Annotated in this window: 22 protein-coding genes; 9 read left to right on the forward strand and 13 right to left on the reverse strand. The window is 67.9% G+C overall.

Features of this window, described 5'->3' with window-relative positions:
• Window positions 1-1,476: ERAP1-like C-terminal domain-containing protein (locus tag AB0L33_RS32830; protein WP_365687228.1), on the forward strand; the 1,476-nt coding region annotated here is incomplete at its 5' end.
• A gap of 37 nt (window positions 1,477-1,513) precedes the next feature.
• Here the strand turns inward: AB0L33_RS32830 and AB0L33_RS32835 are convergent.
• Genes AB0L33_RS32835 through AB0L33_RS32845 form a run of 3 tightly spaced genes read right to left on the reverse strand, consistent with a single transcriptional unit; the run spans window position 1,514 to window position 3,784 of the window.
• Window positions 1,514-2,221: a phenylalanine--tRNA ligase beta subunit-related protein gene (locus tag AB0L33_RS32835; RefSeq protein WP_365687230.1), complete on the reverse strand. Its 708-nt coding sequence runs from the start codon at window positions 2,219-2,221 to the stop codon at window positions 1,514-1,516.
• Window positions 2,222-2,267: 46 nt separating this feature from the next.
• Window positions 2,268-2,915: an FMN-binding negative transcriptional regulator gene (locus tag AB0L33_RS32840; RefSeq protein ID WP_365687232.1), complete on the reverse strand. Its 648-nt coding sequence runs from the start codon at window positions 2,913-2,915 to the stop codon at window positions 2,268-2,270.
• Between the two features lie 32 nt (window positions 2,916-2,947).
• Entirely contained in the window at window positions 2,948-3,784 is an 837-nt protein-coding gene (locus AB0L33_RS32845; protein WP_365687234.1) for a DMT family transporter, read from the reverse strand.
• A gap of 121 nt (window positions 3,785-3,905) precedes the next feature.
• Here AB0L33_RS32845 and AB0L33_RS32850 point away from each other — a divergent pair, with 121 nt between their 5' ends.
• Window positions 3,906-4,481 (forward strand): XRE family transcriptional regulator, encoded by a 576-nt coding sequence (locus tag AB0L33_RS32850; protein WP_365687236.1) that lies wholly within the window; start codon window positions 3,906-3,908, stop codon window positions 4,479-4,481.
• 63 nt (window positions 4,482-4,544) lie between these two features.
• Here the strand turns inward: AB0L33_RS32850 and AB0L33_RS32855 are convergent, their stop codons facing one another.
• From AB0L33_RS32855 to AB0L33_RS32875, 5 genes are all read right to left on the reverse strand, one after another.
• Window positions 4,545-5,522 (reverse strand): GNAT family N-acetyltransferase, encoded by a 978-nt coding sequence (locus tag AB0L33_RS32855; RefSeq protein ID WP_365687237.1) that lies wholly within the window; start codon window positions 5,520-5,522, stop codon window positions 4,545-4,547.
• Window positions 5,523-5,713: 191 nt separating this feature from the next.
• Window positions 5,714-6,682: a hypothetical protein gene (locus AB0L33_RS32860; RefSeq protein ID WP_365687238.1), complete on the reverse strand. Its 969-nt coding sequence runs from the start codon at window positions 6,680-6,682 to the stop codon at window positions 5,714-5,716.
• Window positions 6,683-6,806: 124 nt separating this feature from the next.
• The gene (locus AB0L33_RS32865) at window positions 6,807-7,022 is read right to left on the reverse strand and encodes a hypothetical protein (RefSeq protein WP_365687239.1); all 216 of its coding nucleotides are present in this window, start codon (window positions 7,020-7,022) and stop codon (window positions 6,807-6,809) included.
• The gene (locus tag AB0L33_RS32870) at window positions 7,022-7,990 is read right to left on the reverse strand and encodes an oxidoreductase (RefSeq protein ID WP_365687240.1); all 969 of its coding nucleotides are present in this window, start codon (window positions 7,988-7,990) and stop codon (window positions 7,022-7,024) included. The genes AB0L33_RS32865 and AB0L33_RS32870 overlap by 1 nt, the downstream gene beginning before the upstream one ends.
• Before the next feature lie 31 nt (window positions 7,991-8,021).
• Window positions 8,022-8,564 carry a peroxidase-related enzyme gene (locus tag AB0L33_RS32875; RefSeq protein ID WP_365687288.1) on the reverse strand — a complete coding sequence of 181 codons (543 nt, stop codon included), beginning with the start codon at window positions 8,562-8,564 and terminating at the stop codon, window positions 8,022-8,024.
• Window positions 8,565-8,802: 238 nt separating this feature from the next.
• On the opposite strand from AB0L33_RS32875, the gene AB0L33_RS32880 reads away from it, so the two are divergent.
• Together AB0L33_RS32880 and AB0L33_RS32885 are read left to right on the forward strand one after the other, a co-directional pair.
• On the forward strand, window positions 8,803-9,366 hold the full coding sequence (locus AB0L33_RS32880; protein ID WP_365687241.1) for a hypothetical protein: 564 nt from the start codon (window positions 8,803-8,805) through the stop codon (window positions 9,364-9,366).
• Between the two features lie 87 nt (window positions 9,367-9,453).
• Window positions 9,454-9,867: a hypothetical protein gene (locus AB0L33_RS32885; protein ID WP_365687243.1), complete on the forward strand. Its 414-nt coding sequence runs from the start codon at window positions 9,454-9,456 to the stop codon at window positions 9,865-9,867.
• Between the two features lie 75 nt (window positions 9,868-9,942).
• Here AB0L33_RS32885 and AB0L33_RS32890 read toward each other — a convergent pair whose 3' ends face one another.
• Entirely contained in the window at window positions 9,943-11,409 is a 1,467-nt protein-coding gene (locus tag AB0L33_RS32890; RefSeq protein WP_365687245.1) for a carotenoid oxygenase family protein, read from the reverse strand.
• A gap of 80 nt (window positions 11,410-11,489) precedes the next feature.
• Window positions 11,490-12,785: an MFS transporter gene (locus tag AB0L33_RS32895; protein WP_365687247.1), complete on the reverse strand. Its 1,296-nt coding sequence runs from the start codon at window positions 12,783-12,785 to the stop codon at window positions 11,490-11,492.
• A 254-nt stretch (window positions 12,786-13,039) separates the two neighbouring features.
• Here AB0L33_RS32895 and AB0L33_RS32900 point away from each other — a divergent pair, with 254 nt between their 5' ends.
• The 5 genes from AB0L33_RS32900 to AB0L33_RS32920 all read left to right on the forward strand — a co-directional run bounded on the left by AB0L33_RS32900 (window position 13,040) and on the right by AB0L33_RS32920 (window position 18,728).
• A complete protein-coding gene (locus AB0L33_RS32900; RefSeq protein WP_365687248.1) occupies window positions 13,040-14,392 on the forward strand; it encodes a condensation domain-containing protein in 1,353 nt (450 codons plus the stop codon).
• Window positions 14,392-14,658, forward strand: coding sequence for an acyl carrier protein (locus tag AB0L33_RS32905; protein WP_365687249.1), 267 nt, complete (start codon window positions 14,392-14,394; stop codon window positions 14,656-14,658). The genes AB0L33_RS32900 and AB0L33_RS32905 overlap by 1 nt, the downstream gene beginning before the upstream one ends.
• A gap of 53 nt (window positions 14,659-14,711) precedes the next feature.
• Complete coding sequence (locus tag AB0L33_RS32910; RefSeq protein ID WP_365687250.1) at window positions 14,712-16,049, forward strand: ATP-grasp domain-containing protein; 1,338 nt, start codon at window positions 14,712-14,714, stop codon at window positions 16,047-16,049.
• A 178-nt stretch (window positions 16,050-16,227) separates the two neighbouring features.
• Window positions 16,228-17,796, forward strand: coding sequence for an AMP-binding protein (locus AB0L33_RS32915; protein ID WP_365687252.1), 1,569 nt, complete (start codon window positions 16,228-16,230; stop codon window positions 17,794-17,796).
• 68 nt (window positions 17,797-17,864) lie between these two features.
• Entirely contained in the window at window positions 17,865-18,728 is an 864-nt protein-coding gene (locus tag AB0L33_RS32920) for an NAD-dependent epimerase/dehydratase family protein (RefSeq protein WP_365687254.1), read from the forward strand.
• A 262-nt stretch (window positions 18,729-18,990) separates the two neighbouring features.
• Here the strand turns inward: AB0L33_RS32920 and AB0L33_RS32925 are convergent, their stop codons facing one another.
• The 3 genes from AB0L33_RS32925 to AB0L33_RS32935 form a co-directional block, all read right to left on the reverse strand.
• A complete protein-coding gene (locus AB0L33_RS32925) occupies window positions 18,991-20,205 on the reverse strand; it encodes a cytochrome P450 (protein WP_365687256.1) in 1,215 nt (404 codons plus the stop codon).
• A 168-nt stretch (window positions 20,206-20,373) separates the two neighbouring features.
• Window positions 20,374-21,369 (reverse strand): aldo/keto reductase family protein, encoded by a 996-nt coding sequence (locus AB0L33_RS32930; RefSeq protein ID WP_365687259.1) that lies wholly within the window; start codon window positions 21,367-21,369, stop codon window positions 20,374-20,376.
• Window positions 21,370-21,443: 74 nt separating this feature from the next.
• Window positions 21,444-21,905, reverse strand: a complete 462-nt coding sequence (locus tag AB0L33_RS32935; protein WP_365687260.1) for an SgcJ/EcaC family oxidoreductase — start codon at window positions 21,903-21,905, stop codon at window positions 21,444-21,446.
• Window positions 21,906-21,921: the final 16 nt, after the last annotated feature.

The following is a 21,921-nucleotide window of genomic DNA, read 5'->3' on the forward strand; positions in this document are numbered from 1 at the left end:
CCGATCATGGCCGACATCCGCGACCTGGACGACGTCCTGGTCAACTTCGACGGCATCACGTACGCCAAGGGCGCCTCGGTCCTCAAGCAGCTCGTGGCGTACGTCGGCATGGACGCGTTCTTCAGCGGTGTGCAGGCCTATTGCAAGGCGCATGCCTTCAAGAACACCCGCCTGTCCGACCTCCTCAGCGCCCTGGAGGAGACCAGCGGTCGCGACCTGAGGTCCTGGTCGAAGGCATGGCTGGAGACCGCGGGCATAAACGTCCTGCGCCCGCACATCGAGACGGACACCAACGGCACCATCACTTCCTTCGCCGTACGGCAGGAGGCCCCCGCGCTGCCCGAGGGCGCCAAGGGCGAGCCGACGCTGCGGCCGCACCGGATCGCGATCGGTCTGTACGATCTCGAGGACGGTGAGCTCGTTCGCACGGACCGCATCGAACTGGACGTCGACGGTGAACTGACTCCGGTCCCGCAGCTGCTGGGCAAGCGCCGCTCGGCGGTCGTCCTGCTCAACGACGACGACCTGTCGTACGCGAAGGTCCGCCTGGACGAGGAGTCGCTGCGGGTCGTCACCGAGCACCTGGGCGACTTCACCGAATCCCTGCCGCGCGCCCTGTGCTGGGCCTCCGCCTGGGACATGACCCGCGACGGCGAGCTGGCCACCCGCGACTACCTCTCCCTCGTCCTTTCCGGGATCGGCAAGGAGTCGGACATCGGCGTCGTGCAGTCGCTGCACCGCCAGGTCAAGACGGCGATCGACCTGTACGCGACGCCGGAATGGCGCGAGGCGGGCCTGACGCAGTGGACCGAGGCGACGCTCGCGCACCTGCGCGCCGCCGAGCCCGGCAGCGACCACCAGCTGGCCTGGGCGCAGGCATTCGCTGCCACGGCCCGCACCGACGAGCAGCTGGACCTGCTGCGGGCATGGCTCGACGGCGACCGGACGGTGAAGGGCCTCGCCGTCGACACCGAGCTGCGCTGGGCGTTCGTCGAACGCCTCGCGGCCACCGGGCGGGCCGACGAGGAAGTCATCGAGGCCGAGTACCAGCGGGACAAGACTGCGGCGGGCGAACGGCACGCGGCCACCGCGCGGGCGGCCCGGCCCACCGCTCAGGCGAAGGCGGAGGCCTGGGCCGCGGTCGTCGAGTCCGACGATTTGCCGAACGCTGTGCACCAAGCGGTGATCACCGGCTTCGTCCAAGCCGATCAGCGCGAGCTGCTCGCCCCGTATACGGAGAAGTACTTCGCGGCGGTCAAGGACATTTGGGAGTCCGGGTCCCGTTCGCAGGACATGGTCCAGCAGATCGTGGTCGACCTGTTCCCCTCGCTGCAGGTGTCGCGGGCGACCCTGGACGCGACGGATGCGTGGCTGGCCTCCGCGGAACCGAGCGCCGCGCTGCGTCGGCTGGTGTCGGAGTCGCGGTCGGGCATCGAGCGGGCGCTGAGGGCCCAGGCGGCAGACGCTTCCGCATGAGCGCTGCTTCTGGCCTCCCCCGTAAAGAGGATCGGAGTCAGAGGGTGACCTGCGGGTGGGCGGGGCTGAGGTGGTGGACGGTGCTCTGGGCGGAGTGGCCGGTGAGCAGGTCCTGCAACTCCTCGGCGGCCGTGGTCAGGAGGTGCCCGTCGCGGGTAGCGGTCAGGGTTTCCAGGACAAACGCGACGTGGGTGGAGTCCTCGGTGACGCGGGTGCGGTGGGCATCCCGGTGGTTCCAGTGCCGGGTGAGGACATCGGTGCTGTCGGTGTAGATGATCTCGCCGGGCTTGGGGTGCTCGACGGTGTCGGGTTCGCCGAGCGGGGTGAACGTCTCGCTGCCGTCGGCGTAGCGGATCTCGACGTCGCCGGTGACGTGGTCGAGGTCGAAGGCTCCGGCGGGCAGGCCGTGGCGGACGGAGACGGTGTTGTAGGAGTCGACGGCCGGGTTGATCCGGGGCAGGGTTCCCTTCTTGGCCAGGCGGCGGCCGAGGGCGTCGACGCTGGGGCGGATGCGGCGGGGCTTGGTGCCGAAGGAGCGGTAGGCGGTGTGCCACGCCTCGATGCGCGGGTCGCTCTCGTCGGCGGGAGCCCAGGTGCCGGAGGCGAGGTCTTGCTCCAGGTCCTGCAGGGCGGTGGTGGTGCGGGGCCAGGGCTCGCGGCCGTTCAGGCCGGTGGCGGTGACGATGGCGATCAAGGTGTCGGGGAAGGCGTCGGCGACGGCGGGGCTGATACGGAAAGTGGTCATGCTGAACGGCTCCGTTCCGGGAGGGTGGGCTGGGGGGTGAGAGGGGTCAGGGGTTCCAGGTGCCGATGCGGTCCAGGCGGCGGAGCTGCTGGGCGGCGGTGGGTGCGTCCAGGGCGGTGCCGCGTGCGGTGAGCCGGCGGGCGGTGTCGGTGCGCTGCTCGACGGGTTTGTGGTCGTCGTACTTGAATTTCGCCCGCACGTCGGTGACGTCGAGGCGGAGGCCGCGGATGCCGGGCAGCATCCGCCCGTACGGGGGCTGGTCGACCTCGATGGGGGCGTGGTCGCCGTCGGGCTGGAAGTGGGCCATCTGGCGGCGCAGCAGCTCGGCCTTGGCCTGCGGCTCGTCGACGATGGTGGCCTGGCAGGTGAACTGGACGGCGGCGTAGTAGCTGGTGGGGACGCCTTCGGTGGCTGGGACGTCGGGCTTGGCGCGCCAGGGGCCGGGGATGAAGGCGTAGTCGCCGGTGACGGTGAAGGTGACGTTCGGGTCGGCCTCGATCGTCTTCCAGATGGGGTTGGGGCGGGCGAGATGCACGAGCAGGGCCGTGCCGTCGACGGCGAAGTGGGTGGGCACGACGGTCGGCGGGTGTCCGGGCAGGCCGTTGACGCCGAGGATGCCGAAGTCGTGGCCCTCCGCGATCCAGGTCTGCCATTCGGCGTCGTCCAGGGCGGCGTCCCAGGGCTGGATGAACATGCCGGGCTCCTTCCAGAGGCAGGGGGCAGGGATCAGGTGAGGGCGAGGAGGCTGACGGCCACGGCGGCGGTGCCCAGGCCGATGAGCTGTCCTCGGTGGATGCGTTCGGAAAGGACGCTGCGGGCGAGCAGTACGGTGCCCGCCGGATACAGGGCGGTGATCACGGCGACGACGGCCAGGTCACCGCTGCGGGCGGCGAGCAGGAACAGCAGGTTGGCCACCGAGTCCAGCACACCGGCCGCCGCCGAGATCCCGTACGCGGGCTTCTCCGGGCCCAGGCGGCGGAACATCACGCCGGCGGCGGCCAGGGTGACGGCGGAGGAGACGGCACGGCCGACGATCAGCGGGCCCACCCCGCTGTCGGAGGGCGCCTGGTGCAGGAAGACCAGTTGCAGCGCGATCGCGGTGCCGGCGCCGAAGGCCGACAGCAGCGCGGCGCGCGAAGGGCGGGCCGACTTCGCGCCGTGCCCGGCGCTGACCAGCACCACGGCCGCCAGCGCCAGCGGCAGGCCGATCAGACCGGCCGGGCCCAAGTGCTCGCCCTGCACCAGACCGATGCCCACCGGCAGCATCGCCGAGATGAGTGCGGTGATCGGGGAGAGCACGTTCATCGGCCCGATCGCCAGCGTCTTGTAGAGCAGGGCGAACGCGGCGGCCGAGGCGACGCCGGAGGCAGCGCCCCAGGCGAGGGTGGCCGGCGCGAAGGAGGCACCGAGGAAGGGCCACAGCAGCAGCTCGACCGTGAGCGAGGCCGGAGCGGCGACCATCACGGTCCGCAGGACGTGGGCCTTGCGGGCACCGAGGCCGCCGAGGAAGTCGGCGCACCCGTAGGCCAGGGAACTGCCCAGGGCCAGCAGCAGAGCGATCACAGGTGGTACATCCCTTACCATCAATGGAACGACTCCACCGTACAACGCACCGACCGCAAATCGTCAACCGAACGACTACGTGGTCCAATGCAGTGACCTACCTGCTTGGAGGGGTGATGGGATGACCGAGACCGACGTGGCGCTGCGGACACTGGCGCACAACGTCCGCGCGGCCCGCATCCGTGCCGGACTGTCCCTGGACGAACTCGGCCGCCGGGCCAAGGTCAGCAAGGGAGCCCTCGTCGCTCTGGAGAAGGCCCAGGGCAACCCGAACTTCGCCACCCTGGTCCGCCTCGCCGACTCCCTCGGCGCCTCCGTCTCCGCCCTGACCGAAGGCCGCCCCGAACAGCGGGTGCGGGTGGTGGACGCCGACGCCGTCATGCCCCTGTGGAAGGGCGAGCGCGGCAGCGAGGCGCGGCTCATGCTGACCACCGGTGGTCCGGCGCCCACCGAGGTCTGGCGCTGGACCCTGGAACCCGGCGAGGAGTACCCCAGCCACCCCCACCAGGCCGGCGTGACCGAGACCGTCAGTGTCACCGCGGGCGAGATGGTCCTCGTCGTCGACGGCACCGAATACCCCGTCGCCGCCGGACAGAGCGCCACCTTCGACGCCGACGCCACCCACACCTACCGCGGCGCGGGCACCCGGACCTGCCATCTGATCATGACCGTCCACCTGCCCCCGGGCCCCGGGTGACAGCCCGGTGACCCCAGGAGACCGGACCGCATCCGACCTCCTGACGGCGCCATCCGTATACGCTCAGCGTGTGGCACCGCGGGTCTCCTGCTGGCCAGGGACGATGCGATGGCTGACCGGGATGGGGGAGCTCGGAACCCAGACCGGAGGCGTTGCGTCGGGCGTCGCCGACAGGAGGACCCCGCGCAGGGGCAGTGAGGCCGGCAGGCCTTCGAACGCCGGCATCGGCCGGTCCCCGTGGTAGGCGATCGACAGTGAGGGCTGCGCCAGCGCCCGCATCCGTACGACGAGCTCCGCTTCGTCCCCGGCGGCCTTGGGCTGCACGGTCTGCATGGGAATCGGGGTGAAGCTGAACCGGGCCTTGAACCCGAAGAGTCCCGGTTGGGCCGTGTGCCCGAGGAGGGAAGGGTCGCTGCCCAGTGAGGCCCAGGTGTAGCCGCGCTCCCGTGCCGCGTCGAAGGCAGCGGTGTACATCAGACGCGAGAGCATGCCTTGCCGGGCCGAGTCCGCTGCCGCGGAGAACCTGACGTGAACGAGAGACTGGTCGGGCCGCAGCGAGCACAGGCAACCGCCGACGAGGACGCCGTCGGCGTGCGCGAACACCCCGAGGAGAGAGGGCAGGTCGCGCAGCAGGAGCCGCTCCTGCCGCCTGGCGTAATTGACCCCGTGAGGCATCGCGGAGATCTGCCGCTCGTACAGTTCGAGGAAGCCCCGCAGATCCTCCTCCCCGACGTGGTCGAGGACGCCAACCGTAATGCCGCTCGTGACGGCTGCCCGCGCGGCATTGCGGTGACTCTTGCGCTCGCTGACCGACAGGCGCTGTCGGAACGTGGCCGCCGAATCCGTCAGGGGAGCCAACCAGTTCACCCACGCCGGCTTGACCAGAAAGCCGGCAGCTTCAAGCGCGGGACGCCGGTCAAGGTCTGCCAGCCTCACCCTGACGATGTCGACATCGCAGGCAGGGTCGTGCCAGTTCCTCTCCAGGGCTTCTTCCCAGCCCACGTGTGCGATCGTGACCGCTCCCTGCACGTCAAGCCGCATGGTCGTCCCTCTGACCCATCGATTCGGGCCGGTCACGAACCGGCCCCCTGCCGCGCAGCAGCCTGCCAACGGGCGTCCGCCCCCGCATCCTCCGCCGTGCCGCTCCGGCGGACCGGACCCGGCATGGCGGAAGATGCGTACCGTCCGGGGCAGGCGGGCTGCCGCTCACACGGTGTTTCGGGTCCACGCGCTCACGCGACCCAGGGCGCCATCGGATACCAGATCAGGTCACGGGCGGCCAGGAGGCGTACGTCCCAGTAAAGGATCATAAAGATGCCGGCAGCGAGGAACGCCCCCGCCATCAGAGCCGACGCACGGCTCGGGCGATTCGTCAGCGCTCGGTGAATCCGGTCCCCGAAGAGACCCGTGACGACCAGGAACACCATCGCCATGACCGTGATGTTGCCGAGGCTCTGCAGGGCGAACTCCAGCGCTGCGAAAAGCGAGTTCCGGCTCTCGGCGGCATCCTGGAACAGCTGCCTGAACAGCGGGAACGGCCGACCGATGAGGAACGCGCCGATCAGGCCGCCCATGAAAAGCAGGGGAGCACCCGGCAGAACCCGGGACACGTTTGCCAGCGGGTCGCGCACCACGCCCAGCGCGGCCAGCCCGAGGTACGTCATGACCAGGCCGATCAGCCCGAACACCACCATGGCCTGTATGAGTCGCCCGGAGAAGCCCCCGCCGCCCTGGCCCTGCTCGAACTGCGGCATGCCCGCGCCCACCAGGCCGACGACCGTGCCGTACAGCGCCGACACGATGACAGCGCCCAGTGCGAGCAGGCCGACGGGGCGCAGCGCGGCGGCCATACGACCCCGTCGTGAGGTGGCTCCAGCACCGGTCAGTGGCGCCAATGCACTGAACACGGCGACGTTGCACGCCGTGAACGTTCCTGCGATGCCGGTGGCCAGGGCAAAGGCGAGGCCCGCCAGGGCGCCGGCGATCGGCGTCTCCTTGGCGGGGTGGCCCAGGAGCGTATTCGCCACGTTGTCACCGATGGTCTGGTCGACGAACTTCGCCGACCAGACCACTGTGAGCGCGAAGCCAAACAGCGCACTGAGGGTCACGATCAGTGCGCGTCGCCGGGGCACGTGGCCGTTGAAGAAGAACGAAGGCGGACGGGTCGCGGCTTTCGTACTCCGCTGCACTGTCTGCGTCATGAGGTGTCGCCCTTCCATTCAGGGTTGAGGGGGGTGTCGCGCTGGGCAGCGGCTGCTTCGTGCACCTCAGCGGCGTATCGAGCACGCGGCACGAACGTCATGCGTCCACTTCGAAGAGCCGTCTTCACGGGGGCACTTGGCCTTCCGACGAGCAAGCGGTCTCCGCGTCGTCCTCCGGCCGGGGGCCGGTCTGCTCGTGTTCGTACGTCGTCGGCGGCTCCGCCTGCGGCGCGGCGCCCGGCACGTCCGGGAGCAGCATGTCGAAGCTCCGCCACAACCAGGCCCACGCCGCGACCGAGCGGGGCAGCTTCGCGTACGGCACGACGCGCTTGCCCGGCACTACCCTCGCCCCTGCCTGCCGGCACGTGGGCGCACGGTGTCGTCCGACGCCTCCGCGGTCGTGGGCTCGTACGTGTACTGGACCCCGGTCAGTTCCTCGGACAGGGCCCACAGCCGTGCCCGCGCCCCCTTGCTTCGGGAAGCCCGGCTGGACGACGCCGGCCCGGGTCTCCCCCGGTTCCCGAAGAGCCCCGACGGACCGAGATACGCACCGCCCGGCACATCGGCGTCCATGGCCGCCCGCAGCGAAGGCAGCGCCGCCTGATCCGCGGGGTGGGCCAGCCATCGGAGCCCCGCCGCCACGACTGGGCGTAGCAGCGCAGGCGGGTCTCCGCTCCACAGCCGGGTCGGTGACAGCCCCGGATGCGCAGCCAGGGACGTCGTGGCGGCGCCCGCGGTGGTGAGCCGGTGCTGCAACTCCCTCGCGAACAGCAGGTTGGCGAGCTTGGAACGTCCGTACGCGGTCACCGATCGCCGGCCGTCATCGGACCGGGCGCGGGCGGCATCAACACCACCGAAGCCCGCCCGGTGCGCCAGGCTCGCGACCGTGACGATCCGGGAATCGGGCACCGGGATCATCGATGGCAGCAACAGTCCCGTGAGCGCGAAGTGGCCGAGGTGGTTGACTCCGAAGTGGGCCTCGAAGCCGTCCTCGGTGCGCTGGTACGACGGGAACATCACCCCGGCGTTGTTGATCAGCAGGTCCAGCCGGTCGTGCCGGTCGAGCACCTCCGCCGCCGCCCGGTGGATGGAGTCCAGGGATGCGAGGTCCAGCAGGACGATCTCCGTGCTGCCGCCGATCCGCGTGGCCGCGGCCCGGCCTCGCTCCAAGCTGCGGCAGGCGAGGATCACATGTGCCCCGCGAGCCGCGAGCGCTCGGGCGGTCTCGAGCCCGATGCCTGCGGACGCGCCGGTCACCAGCGCCGTCCTGCCCTTCTGGCCGGGAGCATAAGCAAGGGACCAGGCCATACACCCTCCTAGAGGCACATGGGGGCGAGCGTCAGCGCGCTCCGCTGTATCCGCGTACGACGACGACGTCGGCCACGGCGTTGTAGAACGACGGGTCGGTCGGCAGGGCCGTTGCGAGTCCGCTCACGTAGCGGTTGAACATCGCGAACGCGGCTGCGATCAGTACCGTGTCGTGGATGTGGTCGTCCGTCGCACCTTCGGCGCGGGCCGCAGCGATCGTGGTGTCGGAGACCGGGGCGGCCTTCGCCTGTATTTCGGCGGCGACCTTCAGCAGTGCCCGGATCAGCGGAGAGATGGGGGCCCGGTCGGCATCCGCGAGTACCGACGCGACCAATTCGGCGCCGCCGTCCAGCTGCGCTGCCGCGAACGCGCTGTGGGAGCCGGCGCAGTAGGCCGTGCAGTTCAGATGGCTCACGTAGGCGGCGATCAGCTCGCGCTCGCCCCGGCTCAAAGGCGACTCGCCTTCGCGCAGGAGAGTGTCGGCGAGCTGCGACAGAACACCCGCCGTGTCCGGGCGCTGGACAAACAGTCCGCTGATTCCGGGAAGATCATTGGCAATCTCGATGTGGGGCACGGCGTCCCATTCCTCATCCGGAGTCGACAGGGGCGTGCTCATAGTCGGGACACACACCCTTGGCAGCCAACTCCCAGAGTGCGGAGCTCATGCCTCCGGGCCGCCCCTTGAACCTCCTCCGGTCCTCTACGGACACACGGATACACGGATTCCGGGAAATCAGCACGCCGGAAGAAGACTGCTGTTCGGGCGGCTGCTGCAATGAGGAAGCTGATTCCGGAACTCGGAGGGACAACTCATGTCGACCGGCACACAAGGCCCGCCATCTCGGTCGCGTCGTGCGTTCAAGGCGCTTAATACCTCATGGCACAAAAACGGGCTCAGGATATTCCTGGTCATTGTCCTGGCGCACTGGGCGGAGCACCTGACGCAGGCGATCCAGATCTATGCCCTCGGCCGGCCGGTGCCCGAGGCGCGTGGCGTCCTGGGAATGCCCTTCCCATGGCTGGTCACCTCGGAATGGATGCACTACGGCTACGCGCTGGTCATGCTGGGTGGGCTCATTCTGCTCCGGCCTGGATTCAGCGGCCGGTCGCGCACCTGGTGGAACGTCACGCTCGGCGTTCAGACGTGGCACCACTTCGAGCATCTTCTCCTGCTGACGCAGGCGCTGGCCGGTTCGTATCTGTTCGGCAAGGCGGCCCCCACCAGCATCATTCAGCTCGTCATGCCGCGGGTGGAGCTGCACCTGTTCTACAACGCCCTCGTCACCCTCCCCATGGTGGTGGCCATGGTGCTGCACACCCGGACGCATGAGTCCGGGAACGAGGCGGTGCGCTGTACCTGCGCCCCGCAGACCTGAGCTGTGGCCGAGATGGCGGGCGTGGCCGACTCCCTCTCGCCGGCTCGGACCGGAAGCGGTGCCGGAGCCCGCGAACCCTCGTGGTTCGTGTCGAGCCTGCTCCTGGCGCTGGCGTGTCTGCTGCTGTACATGGGCCTGCCCAACCTGGGGGGCGCCTTGCATGCGGCGACGGTTGACGGTGTGCCGGGTACGTTCACCGCACGCCGGCTCAGTTGCGTGTCCCACCCCGGCCATGAGACCTGCGAGTGGATCGGCACGTTTCGATCTGCCGATGGAACGGTCGCGCGCACGGCCGCCCGACTGTACGGCAGCGATCGTGACTCACTCACGGCAGGCAAGCGCACGAGTGCTCTCGACATCGGCAATCCGCAGCTGGTCTACAGCTCCGGGGGCTCCTACCAATGGGTCTTCGTCGTAGCGATGCTGATCGCTGGGTACGCCCTGCTCTGGCTGCTCGCCAGGCGTCACCTGATGCCTCCCCGAGAAAAGGCGCGTCCCTGACGGCGCCGGCAGGGATACGGGCATGGAGCGGGCCGTGAGTGAGGCGTGTCCTACAACGACGTGTGCGGGAACCATTCAGCGGGCGAACACACCGTGGAAGCCGAAGGGGATGGCGTGCGGTGCGCGGGCTCGGGCCAGTTCTGTGAAGTCGCGCGCGTCCAGCACGAGAAGAAAGGAGGACGGCTCGTGCGGTCCGGCGTCGAGGACGATCGACAGCACCACGCCGTCGTCCTCCGCTGTTGCCCCGGGGGCCGGCACGAACACGGGTTCGCCCGGGTAGGTGCCCGGCGAGTGCCAGAGTCGATTCGTACGTTCGACAGTGTCCAGCTTGACCAGTTGGTTGGCGAAGGAATCCCTCTGGTCGCTGCGGGCACCGATGCCGTAGGCGTACCGGTAGGGCAGCCCGTTGTGGGCCTCGTAGGAGATCCGGGGCAGTTCCAGCGACTCACTGGAAAGTCGCTCGGCCGTCACGCGGCTGTCGGCGAGGCTGATCCGGAAGCGCGTGGGGTAGGCCTGGGGGACGGCGCCACCCGCGCGCAGCCGGTCCAGGCGAAAGGCGTCGATGACGGTGGCATCCCGATAGGCGGCCAGGTCGAGGACTATGTCCTCACCTTCCTCCCAGGCGTTGATGTGGTGGAAGGCAAAACAGGCCGGCCCCTCGTAGACACCGCGCACGCCCCCGTGACGCAGGTCGAAGACGACGAAGCGTGTGCCGCGCTGCGGTTCCCAGCGGAAGTTGTCTATGAAGGGCCGGCCGCTGAGCAGCAGCTTCAGCGGGTTGACGACCAGGGGGAACTCCGCGAGCACCAGGTATCGGCCCGTGATGCCGAAACTGTGCATGTACGAGGGGGCCGCGACACGGTGACACCCGACCAGTTCCCGCTGCGTACCGCCCGCCGCCTGCCGGTACACGCGGTACTCGCTACGGCGGGAATAGTGCGTCAGGTAGTTGACCAAGTCTCCTGTGGCCCGGTCCTGGTGCGGGTGGGCCGACGTGATCTGGCCGTGCAACTCATCCTGATAGTCCACGATTCCCACCGTGGCAAGCGTCTCCGCATCGAACTCCACCGGCACGGGAGTCTCGGTCAGCGCCACCAGCCGCTCCCCGAAGCGGGCGATGTTGACGTTGGGATTGCTGGAGGTGCCGGCGGCACGGCGGATGCGGGGGGTGAAGAAGGGGGTGAAGAAGCGTGCGAACAGGGATCGGCAGGGGTCGGTGGCGAACTCCATGTAGGCGATCCGGCCCTGGGCGCACACCGCTCGCGCGGCCGGGGTGTCGATGTAGCGGTTGGCGTAGGTGACCCGGCCGCCGGACTCAATGGCGAAACGGTGCAGCATGGCCTGGCCGTCGAACCAGTGCTCGAACGTACGCGCTCCGGCCTCGAAGCATGCCGGACCGTTGCGCAGCAGCGTGCCGCTCAGCCAGTCCGGCAGGGAGCCTGTCACAGCCAGTTCGTGACCGGACTTCTCGGATTCCAGGCTTCGCAGGCCGGCTGCGAAATCGAGGGCAGGCGGATGCACAGGGGTGCCGGGTTTTCGCATGTCCCTCTCCTCGCTGCGGGCGATCGGCGTGCGCGCACGTCACATGAAGCTTCATCGGTTCGCTGACCGGGCGTGGCTCCCTACACCACGTCGGTGGCGGGGGAAGCGCTGCCCGTTGGGGCATCGGTCGCCACCGTTTGCGCTTCGGTGGTCTCGCCGGACGGCCGGGTGCGCTCTCCCCACCTCGCGATGGCCGGGCCGGTGAGCCCGAGGAGCAGCAGAAATGCGCCGAGCCCGATCCAGCCGGTGCTGCCGAGGCTCAGCGCGAGTCCCAGCAGCAGGGCGGGTGCCGCAGCCTTCGCTGCTCCGGCGACCGCGCCGGCGACCCCTTGGTACTGGCCCTGCGCGTACGCGGGCGGCATGCCGAACTCGAACGCGAAGGTGCCGCTCACGTAGTAGATCTCGCCGAGCGTCAGCAACACCATGCCGACGACCAGGAGCAGCAGTGCCGCCCATGCGGGCACACCGGCCATCAGGCTCATCGCGGCGCAGCCCAGCAGCAGGGCGAAGCCGGCTCGGCGCAGTGCCGTTCCCCCGTCGGTGATCGACTGAACCTTTCCGCCGATTCTGACCTGGAGCAGCACGACAAGTGCTGTATTGAGCACGAAAGCGACGGTGACTGCCCACCCCGGCGCGTCGGTGTAGTTGACGATCCATACCGCGATCATGATTTCCAAGATCATGTTCTGTATCGCCATGGCGCCGCCGACCAGCGAATAGGCGAGGAACGCCTTGTCTCTCAGCGCGATCCTCTTCGACGGCGCGCCCTCGGAGCCGTCGGCTTCCTTCTCCGGCCGGGGCAGCGGCTGGTAGTTGGGCAGCTTGAACAGCATCGCGAGGGAGGCGACCTGAGTCAGCGTGAAGGCGAGAGCCAGCGCTCGGTACGAGGTGGAGGTGTCCATCTGAATACCGACGCCGGCGATCAGAGAACCGAGGGACACGCCCAGGTTCGCCACCACCCTGATCTTGGACCTGATCGTGACCGCCTGGTCGCCGCCGATCCGTCGCAGCATCGCGCCGGATGCGGGGTAGTTGGCCGCGAGGCTGGCGGCCGAGAGCATCTGGACAGCCAGCAGCATCCAGAAGTTCTGGACGAACAAGTAGGAAACGCCCACCACGCTATGACCGGCAAAGGTCGCCATCATCACGCGCCGCGGGCCGATTCGGTCCGCAAGCGCCCCGGCAGGAACGGAGAGCGGAATCGCCAGCAGGCCGGACACCGTAAAGGCAAGACCGACTTGAGCCGCTGACAGGCCGACTATTTTGATGAAGTACAGGGTGCTGATGGGCAGGATGATGCCGCCACCGATCGTGGCGACGAATGTCGACACGACAAACGTGCGCTGAACACCTGGCTCGGCGAATGCAGATCCCATCAGGGACATAAGCTTAAATCTGGACATACCCTGCCTTCTGTGTTCAGCAATGACTGCACTCGCTGCAACAGCCTAGAGCGCACCTGACGCGGCAGCATCTCTCAGAATGCGATCCATTTCCAGGGAACCTCGGAATCATCGGGCACAGCGACAGGCCAGGGCGCACATCCGCAATCCACGAGTCGTCGGCTCCCCCCTCCAGCGCATACCTTCCCTTCTCGTGCTCGAGCACGAGAAGGGAAGGTAGTTGGCAGATGCCACACATCAAGGGGCCGGTTCGCTACCCGCTGTCCGCCGAGCTGTCCGCGCGCTGCGTCGATCAGCCGGGTGGAGAGGACATGGCGAGGTTCGTCATGCCGCTGGCGTGGCGGATCAAGGGAAGCGTGGACTCGGCTGCCCTGCAGCATGCGTTGGACGACGTGGTGACCAGGCACGAGTCACTACGCACCACCGTCACCTGCGGCTGCGGGGACGGCGAAGCCGGCTACCAGACAGTGCTGCCGCCCGTGCCGGTGCCGTTGACCGAGCACCGGCTGACGCCCGGCCCGAACGAGTCGCGCGACGATCTCGCCGAAGAACTCCTCATCAAGCTGCACTCGGACACCATGTCGATGCACGAGACACCCTTGCTGCGGGCCGCCCTGCACCGGTTCGACGACCAGGATTCCGTGCTCACCATCCTGTTCCACCACATCTCCGGCGACGGACGGTCAACCCACCTGCTCTGGCGCGATCTGGCCGCCTTCTACCGTGCACGTACAACCGGGACGGAACCGGACCTGCCGCCCATCCGGCAGTACGGTGAGTACGCCGAATGGCAGCGGGAGTGGCTGAACAGCCCGAAGACCAAGGAGCTCAAGGAGTTCTGGGGCGGTCAGCTCGCCAACGCGCACATCCTGGCGCCACCTGCGGATCACCCCGATCGGGTCGCCGATGCGCATGACCCTCACTACGGCAGCGTCATCGTGGATGTGACTCCGGACGAGATGGCGGAGGTGCGGGCCCGCGCACGCAGTGGGCGCAGCTCCACCTGGCACGTACTGGTCGCGGCGGGTGCGCTGCTCGCGGCTCAGCTCTCCGGGGAAACCGATGTGGCGATGATGACCCTCCGGGCTTCGCGTGATCACAAGGATTTCCAGGAGACGATCGGCATGTTCGTCGACACCATGCCGCTGCGGGTCGATCTCGACGGTTGCGAGACCTTCCGGGACGTCCTGATCCGAGCACGCAATACCTGCCTCGAGGCATATCGCCGCCCACTGCCGAGCCGCAATATCGCAGAGGAAAGCCCTGAGTTCCTACAGCCCTACGTGAGTGCGGAGAACGTACCGGTCCTCTTCACCTACTCGGTGCATGCACGACCGGGCGAGGAAATCAGGATCGCCGACGGAGCCGAGCCGGTGAAACTTCGGCAGGAGGCAGCGCTCAACCGAGGGGGCTTGTGCAATTGGATTATCTGGGACCTCCAGTCGGGCGGCCTGAGGATGCAGCTCGAATATCCCCCCGAGCGGATCGACGAAGGCACCGCAGCACACTGGACCACCCTGTTCCGCGAGCTGATGCTGCGCATCACCAACACTCCCGATCAGAGCTGGAAGGAAGTCTAGTGGACGCCACAACCGCCAATGACCTCGCCTCCAAGGTTCTCGCCACGGTGATCACCGCGGTCCGGAGGGTCTATTCCGGAGAAGTCGACGAGAACCTCGACCTGATCGCGGCCGGCTTCGATTCGCTTTCCTCCATGGAGCTGACGACCATCCTGGAGCAGGAACTCGGTGTCGACTGCACGCTCGCGGACATTTTCGACACGACCTCTCTTGCCGAGCTGGCCGACCTTCTGGTCCAGCGCATCAACGAGGCCGGCAACCGGTAGCGCCGAGGAACGGTGAGAGGCACGGAGCCCGCAGCACCTGATGGAGGCGTCGGATGACCGATGAGAACGAAGCCTGCACAGTCGTCGTGTGCAGGTATCAACCGGAACTGCTCGCGGCGCTCCTGGACCACGATGCCCGGGCTTCCCGGGACATCGACGTCTGTGTCGTGCTGGAACGCGCCGACGTCATGTACAAGTCGACGGACGACCAGCTGCTCGCACGGTGCCGGAAGGTGTACACCGTGGGCAGTTTCGACTCGCTGGCCGAACTGTCGGCCGTAGCCGTCGACCTGCGCCAATCCTGGCCGCCGGTGAGCCGGGTGTGCAATCAGGACGAGCTGAGCCAGTTCGGCGCAGGCTATCTGAGGTTGCTGCTCCAGGACGGTCAGTCCGAGCCGATTCATCACGTCGCGCTCCGGGACAAGCGTTTGATGAAGCAATTGGTCCGAGACGCAGGTGTGCCCACAGCGGAGTTCCGGTCCCTTCCCGAGCCCGGAGACCGGGCCGCCGCGGCCGCGGCGGCGGGCGAGCTCACTGCTCCGCTGGTCGTGAAGCCGGCCGCCGGCTTCGGAGCCAGCTCCACGGTCAGAGTCGATGACGCCGCGGACCTGGGCCGGGCAGCCGGCGAGGTGACCTTCGATCCGGCGCAGCGCTCCCGGCATCTGATCGTCGAGGAGTTCGTGCCGGGCGATGAGTTGTGCGTCGACGCGCTCTGGTCCGGCGGAGAGGCGCTGACCTTCGTGGTGCACCGATATCTGCGCCCACGGATGACAGTTCTGGAGAACGCGCTCGACGGATCGGTGATCCTGCTGCCCGAGGACCATCCCGAGTTGTACCGCCGGCTGCGGGAGATGCACTCCCGGATCAACCCGGCTCTCGGCATCCACGACGGGCCGAGCCACCTCGAGGTCTTCGAGCGTCCGGACGGTGAGCTGGTCTTCTCCGAGGTCGCTTCCCGTGCCGGAGGCGGCTGGGTCCAGGACATGATCAGCGCCTATCACGGCCACTCCACCTGGTCACTGGTCGCCGACGCGGTTCTGACCAGTGGCGTTCCGGCCCTTCACCGGGCCTTTCCGCACATCGGTGGGATCAGCATCCGGCCCGCCTCGCCCGGTGTCATCACCGCGGAACCGGCCGACACCGACCTACGGGCCTTTCCCGGCACGATCGCCTGGCAGCGGCGCCGTCGCGTCGGTGATCGAGCCCGTCTGATGGGACCGTCGGACTGGTACTTCTTCGTGATCCTCGGTGCGGACACGGCCGAGGGCCTCGTGGAGACCTGCGTCCGAGCTGCCCGGACCTTCGCCCTCCGGACGGACGCCGAGGACCCATCCGCGGTTGCGTCGAAGCCGTCGGACCGCGAGGGGCGTCGGCCGCAGTCGACGAGATGACGACGTCCACGACGCCCTGGCCCCCGAAGATCTGGTCGACGCCGACCGCCATGCGTGCAAATGAACCACGCGAAGTCGGAGAATGTGGGCTTCTGACATGAATGCAGATCACTCCGCTGCACCCTGGGCGGACGCGGCGTGCGGTCGGCCGAGCGGCCACCCCTGCGGAACCGTTCCGATGCGCGAGTCAATCGCCTATCCGTTCCTGGAACAGGCAACCGCACATCCCCACCGCGAGGCCGTAAGGCATTCTTCCGGAGCATTTACGTACGGGGAACTCGCAGAACGAGCAATATCAGTTGCCGGCGGCCTCCAGGATTTCGGAGTCACACCGGGGTCCCGGATCTCTTTGATCGCGAACCGAGACCCCCAGTTGATTGTTTCCGTCATCGCGTGCCTCATGACAGGTGCAATCGTTTCCGTCGTGGATGCAGCGTATCCGGCGAAACGCGTGCATGGAATGGTCACCGCAGCTCGACCCGCCTGCGTACTCGTTGCCGGAACACGCTATCGCCCAGATTCAGAAATTCCCGTTCTCTCCACCGATGAAATGGCATTCCGTAGCGGAACCATATCCGAAAGCACCTCCGCCCACGCGTATCTCGGGCACACATCCGGGACCACCGGCCACCCCAAGCTCGTCAATGGAACGCACAGCGCGGTCAGGCACTTCATCCAGTGGTATGCACAGGACTTCGAGCTGGACGCACGCACTCGCTTCGCCATGATCTCCGGCCTGTCACATGACCCGCTGTGGCGGGACATTTTCCTGCCCCTTTCCATTGGCGGCCAGGTCCACATACCTGACCTCCGCACATGGGCTCACGGAGAAAAGCTCGCAGCCTGGTTGCAGGAGAACGCGATCACCGACCTCAATACCACCCCGACAATGGCGCGAAGATTCTTGACGGGACAAGGAGCCCCTCTGCCCGCACTGCGTCGTGTGGTTCTCGGTGGAGAGCCGGCATATTGGGACGACCTTCGCAGCTTCACGAGGAGCGCCCCCGCAGCCACCTTCGTGCCCTCCTACGGTGCAACCGAGACGCCTCAAATTGCCGCCCTGGGAGTCCTTGATTCCGGTGACATCGGTGACCAGTCGGGCATGGTCCCCCTCGGGGCCGCCGCTCCAGGCTTTGAACTGATGCTCGTGGACGAGGGTGGCGCCAGGCTGTCCGGCGAAGGGTTCGGTGAAATAGTTGTCCGCTCTCCGCACATAGCGCACGGATACTTCGATACGGCGAGCAGCACTGTCTTCCGTGTATCGGACGGCGTTCGCGCGTACGCGACCGGCGATATGGCATACCGAACCGCACAAGGAAACGTGATATTTCGCGGGCGAGATGACCGGCGCCTAAAAGTCCGCGGCGTAAGGATCGAGTCGACCGAGATCGAGTCGGCCATCCGGGAACTTCCAGCAGTAGTGGACTCCATCGTCGTCATGGCGCCTCCACAGGTGCCCGGAAAAGGAATTCCGGGCAGCGAGAAGCTATTGGCATTCGTCGCCACAAGGGAATCGGGGACTCTTTCCGAGAGGCAGGTCAAGAGCCATCTCGCCAAAGTTCTGCCGGCCGCTGCGGTCCCCGAGTACGTTTCCGTCACGCACGAGTTCCCCATCGGAACGAACGGGAAAGTCGACCTGCCCGGAATGCTCGATGAATGGAGGAAAGAGGTTCACACCCGAGCCGCCCCCCGAACAATCGGCTCCGCACGCCCTGATCCGCGCCTCCGCACACCGGCGGATGAATAGAACCACGCCGACCACGTCGTCGGCCCCCTCCCCATCGCAGAGAACATCGCTCGGAACGGAGTTCATCAGTGTCTGATACGCCAACGCCGACCGGCACGAAGCGAGTCCTGGTCATAGGCTCCACCGGATATCTCGGCCAGTACGTCGCGCGGTCGTTCGCCGATGCCGGGTACCGCGTCGCCGCCCTGCAGCGCCCCGGTGGCCGACCGGTCGACCCGCGCTACACCGCGGTACCTGGGGATCTGACGGACCCCGCCTCGTTGCGCAGCGCTTCCGAGGGTTTTGACCTGGTCATTCACGCAGGCCGGATCGAGGGGCCCCTGGAGCGCGAGGGCGTCGAGGCGATCCTCGCCTCCGGCACCCGGCTCATCCACACCTCTGGTGGCGACGTGCTCGGCCCTGGCGAAACCTTCGAGGACACGGTTCCCCAGCCACCCGACTGCGTGGCCTGGCGTGGCCCGGTCGAACACGCGGTGCGCCAGGGCGGCGGCATCCTGGTCCGGCCCGGACTGATCTACGGCAACAACGGCGGTGTCGTCCCGGACCAGCTGCTGCCGGTGACCGTCAAACTGGGTGCGGGACTCTACTTCGAACGGCGGGGCATCCGCTGGCCGGCCGTGCACGTTGCCGACCTCGCCGAGCTCTATCTGTTGGTGGCGGAGAAGGCCCAGCCGGGCACCGCGTGGAATGGGGTTGCCGAAACCATCCTGGTCGACGAACTCGCCGCGGCGACGGGTGATGGGAAGTCGGTGTGCTGGTTGTCGACCGACAACCCCCCGGAGGAGATCGCGGACATCGTCGAGCTGTACGTGATGGACCATACCGTGAGTTCAGAACGGACTCGGCGTCAGATGGGCTGGGCTCCCCGGCATCTGAACGCCATCGAATATCTTCGCGAGGAGTGCACGAAGGCTCTTCAGGCGCTTGCCTGACCTCGGATCGTCAGCGGGATTCGACGCTCGGCCTCCCCGACCTGGTCTTCCTCGGTGCGGGGCCGGCGCGTCCGGTGACGGCCACGAGCTCGCTGATGATCCGCGCGCGCGAACGTGAGTGTCCCGCCCACGAACCTGCTGGGCGGGACACTCACGTTTGGCGTGGCCATTCGGGTCCGGCGGTGCGGTCCGGCCCACCCGTCCTTGCGCGTAGGCCGTACCTCTGGTGCTGCCGGCCACTGGGGGCCGGCAGCAGCACGCGTCAGTGAAGGACGACCGGGAGGGTTGCGTAGCCGTTCATGATGAACGTGCCCTGCGGCGGGATGTCCTCAGGCGCGGTGGCGAGCCGCATGTTGGGGAAGCGCTCGAAGAGAGCCGGAAGGGCGAGTGTCGCCTGAAGAGTGGCCAGCGACCGGCCGAGGCACGCGTGTGGTCCGTAGCCGAACGACAGGTTGGTCTTGTCCTCGCGCAGGATGTCAAAGGCGTCGGCGGTGTCGCCGTGGACCTTCGGGTCGCGCCCGACGCCCGCGAAGGCGATCAGCACCAGGTCGCCCTTCTCGATCCGCACGCCGCCGATCTCGACGTCCTCGGCCGCGTACCGGAAGGGCAGCTGGGCGACCGCGGCGTCCTTGCGGACGGTCTCGGCAAATGCCGTGGCCCAGTCGGCCTTTCCGCTCGTCACCAGCTCCAGCTGGTCGGGGTGGCTCAGCAGGTCGACGACCGCGTGTGCCATGACGTTGCCGAGCGTCTCGGACCCCGCCCCCAGCAGCACGTGGAGGCTGCCGAGGAGTTCGTCGTCGGTCAGGGCGTCGTCCTCCTCACGTGCCTGGATCAGCAGACTGGTGAGGTCGTCACCGGGCTCTGCGCGCTTGGTGGCGACGAGCTCGGCCATGGCCTCGTGCCACTGGCGCAGGTTCTCCTCCGCCTCCTCCGGCGTGATGGTCGTCTTGCTGTTGGCCACCGCGCCCTGCAGCATCCGCTTGCGCGCCTCGACCGGCACCCCGAACATGTCGCAGATGACCCAGGCGGGCAGGGCGTACGTGAACCGTCCCTTGAGGTCGACCGCCTCACCCGGCTCGGCGGTTTCCAGGTCGTCGAGCAGTTCCTCGATGACCTTCTCGATGAGCGGACGGGTGGCTTCCACCTGGCGGGGCGCGAAGGCGTGGGAGACCAGTTTGCGGAGCCGATCGTGCTCCTCTCCGTCCCGGGTGTTGATGTTCTCCATCATCACCCAGGTGATCATTTCCCAGTCCATGGACACGTCGCCGTTGACCAGCGGCGGCCAGTACTTCTTGGCGTTCTTGGGGAACCGCGGGTCGAGAAGCATCTTCTTGGCGATCGCGTAGTCGGTCACCGACCAGCCGAAGTAGCCGCCCGGCAGTTCGACGCGCGTCACCGGCCCCTGCGCACGCAGCGCGCGTGCCTCGGCATGGATGTCCTTGCCCAGACGGTCAAGGACGATCGGGCACTTACCCATTGAGTCTCCTCCAATGGACCTAGTGGTGCCGGCGGTACCCAGCTTCGGAGTCGCCGACGGGCTATGTGTGAAATCGGTGTTCGCCCACCAGCGGGCACCCGACGGAGCGCCCAGGGCTTGCGCAAGTTCCCGGGATCGCCCACCTGCGGCGGTGATGCTCGGGAGCGGCTACGGGCGCTGGTCGTAGCTCTCCGTCAGGGCGGGGTCCTTGACGATCGCCGGCGCCAGGGCCTCGTCGATCCTGCGCACGAGTTCCTCGTCCAGCTTCTGGCCTGACGCGGCGACGTTCTCGACGACCTGTTCGGGGCGCGAGGCACCCACGATCGCCGCGGACACGGACGGGTTGTGCAGCACCCAGGCGATCGCCAGCTGGGCGAGGGTGAGGCCGGCCTCCGCCGCCAGCGGCTTGAGCAGCATCACCCGCTCCAGGAGCTCGTCCTTGAGCAGATGCCCCATGAACATGTCGTTGGCCGGGTCGGCGCCTCGGGCACCTGCGGGGCGCTGCTGTCCGGGCACGTACTTTCCGGTGAGCACGCCCTGCGCCATGGGTGACCAGGCGAACAGTCCAAGGCCCTCCTCGTCCCCCGCCGGGATCACCGCGGACTCGGGGACCCGCCAGATCGCGTTGTACTGAGGCTGCGAGGAGATCAGCGGCAGGCGCAGCTCGCGGGCGAGAGCGGCGGCCGCGTGGATCTGCTCCGCGGTCCACTCCGAGACCCCGATGTAGAGGGCCTTGCCCGCGCGGACCACGTCGGCGAATGCCTCCATGGTCTCCTCGAGCGGGGTGAACTTGTCGAAACGGTGCGCCTGGTAGATGTCGACGTAGTCCGTCCGCAGCCGCCGCAGGGAGCCGTCGATCGACTCGAGCACGTGCTTGCGGGACAGACCGCGGTCGTTGCGGCCCGGGCCAGTGGGGAAGTAGACCTTGGTGAGGATCTCCAGGCCTTGTCGACGCTCGCCGTGCAGGGCCTCGCCCAGCACGGACTCCGCACGGGTGTCGGCGTACATGTCCGCCGTGTCGAATGTGGTGATCCCGGCATCGAGCGCCGCGCGGACACACGCGCGCGCGGCGTCGGCCTCGATCTGCGACCCGTGGGTGATCCAGTTCCCGTAGGCGATCTCACTTACCATCAGGCCACTGCGGCCGACGAAGCGGTATTCCATCGTTCCGTCCTCTCGGTTCGGCCGATCGACAACGAGGGGTACCCGCGGGCACCCCTCGTCGCCGTCCGGCCTGGTCAGCTGCCCGTACCCGGCACCGGCACCACGCCGTCCATCGGGGTGTTCGCGTAGCAGTCCACCAGCCACTCGCCGTCGCGCTCGACGAAGAACCACATGGCGCGGATGGCGTGCTCGGTCGGCACCTCGGTGGCGTCGGGCAGATACGCGCCTCCCTCCGAGAGAAGCAGCACGACCTTCCCGTCCTCGCCGATGTAGCGCATTTCCTTCGGCACGCCGAGAACGTGGGTGCCCTTCCACTTGCCGCGGAAGGCTTCAGCCATGTACTCGCGAATGGCCGTGCGGCCCTTGAGCAGCGCCCCGGGAAGAATCACGCTGGCGTCCGGTGCGTAGACCAGCGAGAACGCCTCGGCGTCCTGTGCGCGCCAGGCCGCGACGACGCGCTGGATGAGCCCGCGGGCCGCTGCTGCGTCTTGAGGGCGAACGGGGTTGGCCGGCGCGGCTGTTGTTTCGGTGGTCATGGTTCTCCTGTCGGGT

The sequence above is a fragment of the Streptomyces sp. NPDC052299 genome (assembly GCF_040679335.1).
Lineage (GTDB): Bacteria > Actinomycetota > Actinomycetes > Streptomycetales > Streptomycetaceae > Streptomyces.